The sequence below is a fragment of the Acinetobacter lactucae genome (genome assembly GCF_013344765.1).
Lineage (GTDB): Bacteria > Pseudomonadota > Gammaproteobacteria > Pseudomonadales > Moraxellaceae > Acinetobacter > Acinetobacter lactucae_A.
Genome location: NZ_JABVBF010000181.1, coordinates 1 through 6,797, shown reverse-complemented (window position 1 = coordinate 6,797; position 6,797 = coordinate 1). Strand labels below are relative to the sequence as shown.

The following is a 6,797-nucleotide window of genomic DNA, read 5'->3' as shown; positions in this document are numbered from 1 at the left end:
GGCAGGGCTTGCGGCAGCAAGAATTCTGAAAGATGCAGGGCATACGATCACGATATTTGAAGCACTTCCTGGCCGGGGAATGGATAGCCATAGCATTGAGTTCGATGGTGGAATTATTGATGCACCGCTACGTGTGATGAATCCACATCTGTGGAAAAATACACTCAGCCTTGCTGCTCATTTAGGTATTAAAACCTTTCCTGTTCGTACTTATATGTCATGTAGCTGGTTATTCGAAGATCGTACGGAAACATGGTTAACGACATCACGTAGCCGTATTGGTAATTTCCCGATTATTAATAACCGTAAAGGCATCCAGCAATATGGCTGGCGTCTTGTGAAAGGGATGTTGCAATTAAAAACTGCGATTCACCAGTTTTTCAAATCTAAAAATCAAGATATTACCCTCGCTGAATTTATTAATCAGAACGATATTGAAGAAGTATTCTGGCATGGTGTGGTCATGCCGGTGCTCTATACAATTTGTACGTGTAATCCAAAAACAATAGGCGACTGGCCTGCAAAAAACTTACTTGAGTTTTTGCGTCACTTAACTGATGGCGACATGTTGTTGCGCATGAAAGGGGGCACACCAGCATTTGTAGATAGCTTAATTAAAGGCATCGGTATTCATAGCGGATCCGCGATTAAAAAAGTTGAACTACAAGGCGAAAAAGTACTGGTTGAAAACAGCCAAGGTGAACAAAATTTATTTGATCGAGTAATTGTTGCAACGCCAACATCTAAAATCGATGAGTTTTTAAATCCTGAACAATTTGTAGAAGATATGAACCTGTTGAAGCAATTCCGCTTTGAGCAAGGTGATCTTGTGATTCACACCGATGCGACAGTCATGCCGCCACGCCGTAAAGACTGGTCAGTGCTGAGCTACATGATGGATCGTAAGTTTACGCGTCAGCAATTTACAGTTTGGATGAATGCGGTTGAACCAACACTCGTAGGTAAAAATCCCGTATTCCAAACTTGGCGTCCAGTGGTTGATATTGATCCTAAAAAAGTTATTTCAAAAGTGACTTTAACGCGTGCGGTTGTAGACTCACAAACGATTGCTTTAAATAAAGAATTGCAACAACGCCATTTAGATCCGAGTCGTAAAGTATTCTACTGTGGTTCATGGTCGTGCGACGGTTTGCCAATTTTAGAGTCTGCAGTTACTTCTGCAATGCATATTGCTGAAATTTTAGGTGCACCTTTACCATTTGTAGGTTTAAAACCTCAGGTTGAAGTTGCCCCTGAGCTCGGTTACTAAAATTGTGAAAACAAAAGTTCGGGCTGCTCTTTCTCGACTCATCCCCCATAAATATGCAATTGATGCAACAAGTTTGGGAGATAATGAAGAGCTTGCTTGGACAAATTTGGGTTTTTGGAAAAATACCCAAAACTACCGTGAAGCTTGTCGCCAATTGGCTGACCAATTGGCACAAGCTGTCAATTTAAATTCAAAAGATCATCTCTTAGATTTAGGCTGCGGACAGGGTGCAAGTTTGTTGCACTGGTTACAGCATTATCAGCCTAAAAGCCTCAGCGCAGTTGACTTACAAGCCCAATGCGTTCATAAAATTCAAAATCTTATTCCCGAAATAAGTCAGATTTTCTGCGGTTCATTTTTAAATTTAAAACAATTTGAATTTAAACAATACTTCGATGTGGTGATGTGTATTGATGCCGCTTATCACAGTCATTTAAATTCATTTCTAGATTCCATCGCTCCAGTTTTAAATTCAAAAGGACGATTAGGTTTTCACTATCTAATGCGTGCCGACTCATGTCAAAACATGACCGCTCTACAAGAACAAAAGCATCGTTATTTACTCAAAGCAGCAAATGTCGCTTGGGATACTGTGCCAAATGAAAAAATGCTCAGAGCTACCTTGGAACAACAAGGTTTTGTCGATATCCAAATTGAAGATTTATCTGAGCGAGTGTTACTCGGTTTTTCGCAATATATTCAAAATCAACAAGGACAAAAGCAAAGCCGAGGGTTGGCAAATTTTAAAATTCAAATGACTGCAAAGTTATGCCAACAACTCTACCAAAATGGATATGTACGTTATATTCAAATCATAGCAATAAAAAAATAGGATGAGCTATGTCAGCCAAATATCAAGGATCGTGTTTATGTGGAGCTGTGAGCTACCAAAGTGAAGCAGAGCCACGTTATAGCTTTAATTGTCACTGTCGAGATTGCCAGAAGGCCACAGGTTCGGCATATGCGCCCATTGCTTTTTTTCATCAATCTGAATTGAAAGTGAGTGGTGAGCTTAAATATTTTGAGACTTTAGGTTCTTCTGGTCGTTCTATTAAAAGAGCGTTTTGTCCGACGTGTGGTTCTCAACTTTTTGGCTTACCTGAAATTGCGCCTGAAATGATTTCAATACGTGCAGGTACTTTGGATGACCCTAGTCTCTATCAGCCTAGAGCAGAAGTGTTTGTGAGCCAAGCCTATGCTTGGGATACGTTGAACCCAAACCTTAGACACTTTGAAAAAATGATAGAGAAGAAGAAAGAAGGGTAGAGGTATTCTGACAAGCTCGTAAGCCTTTTCTTACATCCATTCGAGAAATTGTCGTCTTTCTATAACCTCACGAATTGCCTATGATGAACTCATCAGGAACAGGAAGTTCCGAAACGTAAAACAACAATAATAAGTTTAAGCATCAGGACGTGAGGTATTACAGGAAGTGTACCTACTAACGAAATACGGAAAAAGCCCAACAGGATGTTGGGCTTTTTTTCATTTTGTATTAATAAATTTCTTTTCCACTTAAGGTATAGAGTCACAAGGTGGAGTGCAAAACCTACAGACAACAAAAAACCCCATAAATCAAATATTCATGAGGTTTAATGATGGTGCCGGCACACGGATTCGAACTGTGGACCTACTGATTACAAGTCAGTTGCTCTACCAACTGAGCTATGCCGGCGATGTGGAATGAATTTTACAGTTTCTTAGAAAAAATACAAGCCAAAAAATGAGCATTTAAATTTTTTCGTTCTATTTCTAAATGCTTATACAGTTTGGCTTAAAAATGATTTAGGATTTCAGCACATAAATAAAAGAATCAACATGTTCACCACTATTTAAAGTGACTTGCACAGGTACTCTTTCATATCCTTCGCCTTCAAAATCATCAAGCAATTTCCAGTTTGCATCTAAATGTTCTGAGCTAAAAACAAAACCTTGAACTTGATTGGTAGTTTCACCAAGTACAATTCCCGGATAGCCTAAATCTGCTCCCCAACCTTCATTACGCAAGGTTCCATTTACCCAACCTTCTGACCATTGTCCGCCAATATTTTCAAGTATATGTGCATTAGGACGACCTGGGCCTAAAGTGCCATAAACAAATAAACTCGACATGTGATTTTCCTCTAATTTAAAAAATTAATGTGCTTTCGCGCGTGTGGTGTAAACCGCTAAAAATATCCCCACTAATGAAAGTACGACGGTTAAAGCTACAATCGCATTCCATCCACCGTGTAGCCAGAACCAACCACCCGCTGAGCCGACAATACTTGAGCCCATATAGTAAAAAAGTAAGTAGAGAGAACTGGCGTGGGCTTTAGCTTGTTTGCTTTCAGCACCCACGGAACTACTCGTAAGTGAGTGGGTAATAAAGAAGCCTGTGGTAATAAATGCGATGCCAATGATAATGCCGAAAAGAGGAGTAAGTAGGGTCATGAGACTACCCACAATCATGAGTGCAAAGCCACTCATCATCATGGTTTTTTTACCGAAACGCTCGGCTAGCGTTCCTGCCAATGATGAAGACACCATACCAAAGCTATACGACAAGAAAATAAGGCTAATTTGTGTTTGACTGAGTGAATAAGGCGCTCCACTTAAACGGAAAGTGGCATAGTTAAACAGGGTCACAAACACACTGGTGAGCAAGAACCCAATGGCAAACAGGCATAATAATTTTGTATTGGTTAAATGGTTACGCCACATTTGCATGTGAAAGCCTAAATTCAGTCCTTTTTTCTGTACAAAATTACGTGAGGCTGGCAGTAGATTGACGAAGGCGATTGAGCAAATAAAACAGATTGCGCCCAGTAAACCTAAAGCTGTGCGCCATGAAAAATACTCAATTAAAATACCCATGCCGACACGGCCCATCATGCCACCAAAGGCCGTACCTGCAATATATAAACCCATAGTTTTACCCAAGTGTTCAGGTGCAATTTCTTCGGCAATCCAAGCCATCGTCACTGCGGGTACTCCACCGAGCAGCAAACCCTCTATGGCGCGTGCTATCAGCAAACTGTGCCAGTTCGGTGTAAACATTGAGACAATATTTAAAATTGCGGCACATAACATTGATGTAAAGATCACGCCACGACGGCCAATCGCTTGTGAAAAGGCACTTGATAGCACAATTGAAATGGCTAAAAAGGCAGTCGTTAATGACAGGGCTAAAGAGCTACTCGCAGGGCTAATTTGGAAACTTTGACTAAATGCAGGCAACAGCGGCTGTACACAATAAATCAGTGAGAAGCTAGCAAAGCCAACCAAGAATAAAGCGAATCCTGCATGCTTATAGGCTTTAGTGCCTTTGTGAATCCACTCGCGGGAAAGAAGAGACGTCGCCTCAGTGTCTAAGGTGCTGGGTGTAGATGAAGAGCTCATATCATAACCATGACAGAAAGAAAGTACAGCGCTTTGAGGGGCATGCTGCATCGAGAAAATTCGATAAATTAAAATTAGCAATTTGGAAGGTATTTTTCTAATATATTTAACAATAGGTCATGATATGTTTTATATATAGCGATGGAACTCAGACATATACGCTACTTTTTAGCGGTAGCAGAAGAAAAAAACTTTACTAAAGCTGCGCAGCGCTTAAACATGAGTCAGCCGCCTTTAAGCATGCAAATAAGGGACTTAGAAGAAGAGCTAGGTGCAGATTTATTTATTCGATCTCCGCATGGGGTGGAGTTAACCGAAGCAGGGCTTGCCTTTTTTAATGCCATTCAGCCTGTACAGCAGCGTGTAGAAGATGCAGCGAACCTTGTTAAACAAGTGGCAAATGGCGAAGTCGGCCAATTACGATTAGGTTTTACAGGCACTTCAATGCTGAACCCTTTAATTCCTAAATGCGTTCGCTATTTTCAGCAGCAATACCCGAAAGTAAATTTAAAGCTTGAAGAAGCCAATACCTTACTTCTCATCGATTTATTGCTTGAGGATCGTTTAGATGTCGCGATTATTCGCTCACCTCGCAACATTCCAGACAGTTTAATTATTCAAGAATTATTGGCAGAGCCACTCATTGCTGCTTTGCCTTCCGAGTCTTTTCAACTCGACGATGCATCATCAGAAATTGATTTAACGGCACTACGAGAGCTTGATTTTATTGTCTCGCCGCCTTCCATTAGCGCAGGGCTTTTTGATGCGATTAAACAAGCCTGCCATGAACGTGGTTTTGAACCGAAAATTGGACAAAATGCTCCGCAAATTGTGTCTATTTTATCGTTAGTATCTGCAAATTTAGGGGTGTCTTTGGTGCCAGAGTCGACCAAACAATTGCAAATACAGGGCGTGGCTTATCGCTCTTTAAAAGCGCCTGTACCTACGGTGGGTTTAGGGCTTGCTTATAAAAAACATAACCCTTCACAAATGGCGATTAACTTTGCCAGTGTGGTACAAGTAGCTTGTCACCACGCAGAGGAATATCAATGAAATCGGCTAGCTTGTTTTTGGTGCTCTATTCATTAGAACAATGCCTAAAATAATAAAAATCGCGCCATATAAAAAAGATAAAGTCGGCTGTTCATGAATGAAAACCCATGCCATAAGCGCTGCGAAAATAGGTTCAGAAAGCTCGGTCACTTGTACCTTTGCGGCACTCATATAAGACAACGCTTTGGTGGTGCAGAAAAAGCCGAGTATGGTCGGCAGAACAGCTAAGCCAATCAAACCTAAAACAATGTCACTATTAAAATTAATACTATTAAAATTTATTAAAAATGGAACTGCAAGATAAACACTGCCAAAAAGTAATAAATACTTGGTTAGAAACAGCCCGCCGTTTAATTTGAACTTTTTAACTAAAACCGAAAATAGGCCATAACCTGTGCCCGCAATAGAAGCATTGATCAGCATTAAGAGGCTATTTTCGCCTTTCCACGAAATGATACTAATACCCGCAATTGCCAATAATGTTCCAATAAGAGAGTGAACGTAGATACTTTCTTTTAAAATAAATCGACCAAAAAATAGGGCAGAGATGGCAGCCGAAGCCATGAGTACCACCACAACATTGGCCGCAGCACCGTGGTTGTAGGCAATGGTCTCGAAAAAGAATAAAGAGAAAATCCCTAAAAAAGCACATATGGCAATTTGGGTAAAAACGCTGAGTTTACTTGGCGTGCTGCTAATAAAAGCAATCTTTTGGCTAACAGGCACTTTAAATAAAAACACACTTAAAAAGAAAAAGGCGATGATGGTTTTTAAAAAGGCAATATCTTGTGGGCTTAAGCCACTGTGCATGAGTAATTTACTAATTACACCAATAGAAGCATTAAGTGCAGCCGCACAAAGTGCAAATAGGGTTCCAATAATTAAATTATTCACGCCTATAATTCTTCCTAAGTTTTACGCATGCAGTCTACAATATTTTTTGGATGAATATTCAACAAAAATAACCAATTAACGCTTAATATTCTCAACGATTTATTCTGAATTAATTTAATAAACTTTATAAAAATCTAAACGCTTCTAATAGAGTTTTGTTTCAGAGAATTGTGATTTATAGAACTAGCTCATATTATAT

The 6,797-nt window shown here is 39.9% G+C and carries 6 protein-coding genes, 1 tRNA gene and 1 pseudogene; 4 read left to right on the top strand and 4 right to left on the bottom strand.

What is annotated here, in order from left to right:
• The 3 genes from HUN22_RS14670 to HUN22_RS14660 form a co-directional block, all read left to right on the top strand.
• Positions 1-1,270 (top strand): FAD-dependent oxidoreductase (locus HUN22_RS14670; RefSeq protein ID WP_174730777.1); only part of this gene is annotated, 1,270 nt, incomplete at its 5' end.
• Positions 1,271-1,274: 4 nt separating this feature from the next.
• Positions 1,275-2,102: an SAM-dependent methyltransferase gene (locus HUN22_RS14665; protein ID WP_174730774.1), complete on the top strand. Its 828-nt coding sequence runs from the start codon at positions 1,275-1,277 to the stop codon at positions 2,100-2,102.
• A gap of 8 nt (positions 2,103-2,110) precedes the next feature.
• Positions 2,111-2,536, top strand: coding sequence for a GFA family protein (locus HUN22_RS14660; protein WP_174730772.1), 426 nt, complete (start codon positions 2,111-2,113; stop codon positions 2,534-2,536).
• A gap of 333 nt (positions 2,537-2,869) precedes the next feature.
• Here HUN22_RS14660 and HUN22_RS14655 read toward each other — a convergent pair.
• The 3 genes from HUN22_RS14655 to sxtP all read right to left on the bottom strand — a co-directional run bounded on the left by HUN22_RS14655 (position 2,870) and on the right by sxtP (position 4,702).
• Positions 2,870-2,945 (bottom strand) — tRNA-Thr (locus HUN22_RS14655).
• Positions 2,946-3,055: 110 nt separating this feature from the next.
• Positions 3,056-3,382 (bottom strand): gamma-glutamylcyclotransferase family protein, encoded by a 327-nt coding sequence (locus HUN22_RS14650; protein WP_174730769.1) that lies wholly within the window; start codon positions 3,380-3,382, stop codon positions 3,056-3,058.
• A 24-nt stretch (positions 3,383-3,406) separates the two neighbouring features.
• Positions 3,407-4,702, bottom strand: coding sequence for a multidrug efflux MFS transporter SxtP (sxtP, locus tag HUN22_RS14645; protein WP_174730766.1), 1,296 nt, complete (start codon positions 4,700-4,702; stop codon positions 3,407-3,409).
• Between the two features lie 90 nt (positions 4,703-4,792).
• Here sxtP and sxtR point away from each other — a divergent pair.
• Positions 4,793-5,714 (top strand): annotated as a pseudogene (sxtR, locus tag HUN22_RS14640) (multidrug efflux pump transcriptional activator SxtR).
• Here sxtR and HUN22_RS14635 read toward each other — a convergent pair.
• Complete coding sequence (locus tag HUN22_RS14635; RefSeq protein WP_174730760.1) at positions 5,711-6,598, bottom strand: DMT family transporter; 888 nt, start codon at positions 6,596-6,598, stop codon at positions 5,711-5,713. The pseudogene sxtR and the gene HUN22_RS14635 sit on opposite strands and share 4 nt — an antisense overlap.
• Between the last annotated feature and the right edge of the window lie 199 nt (positions 6,599-6,797).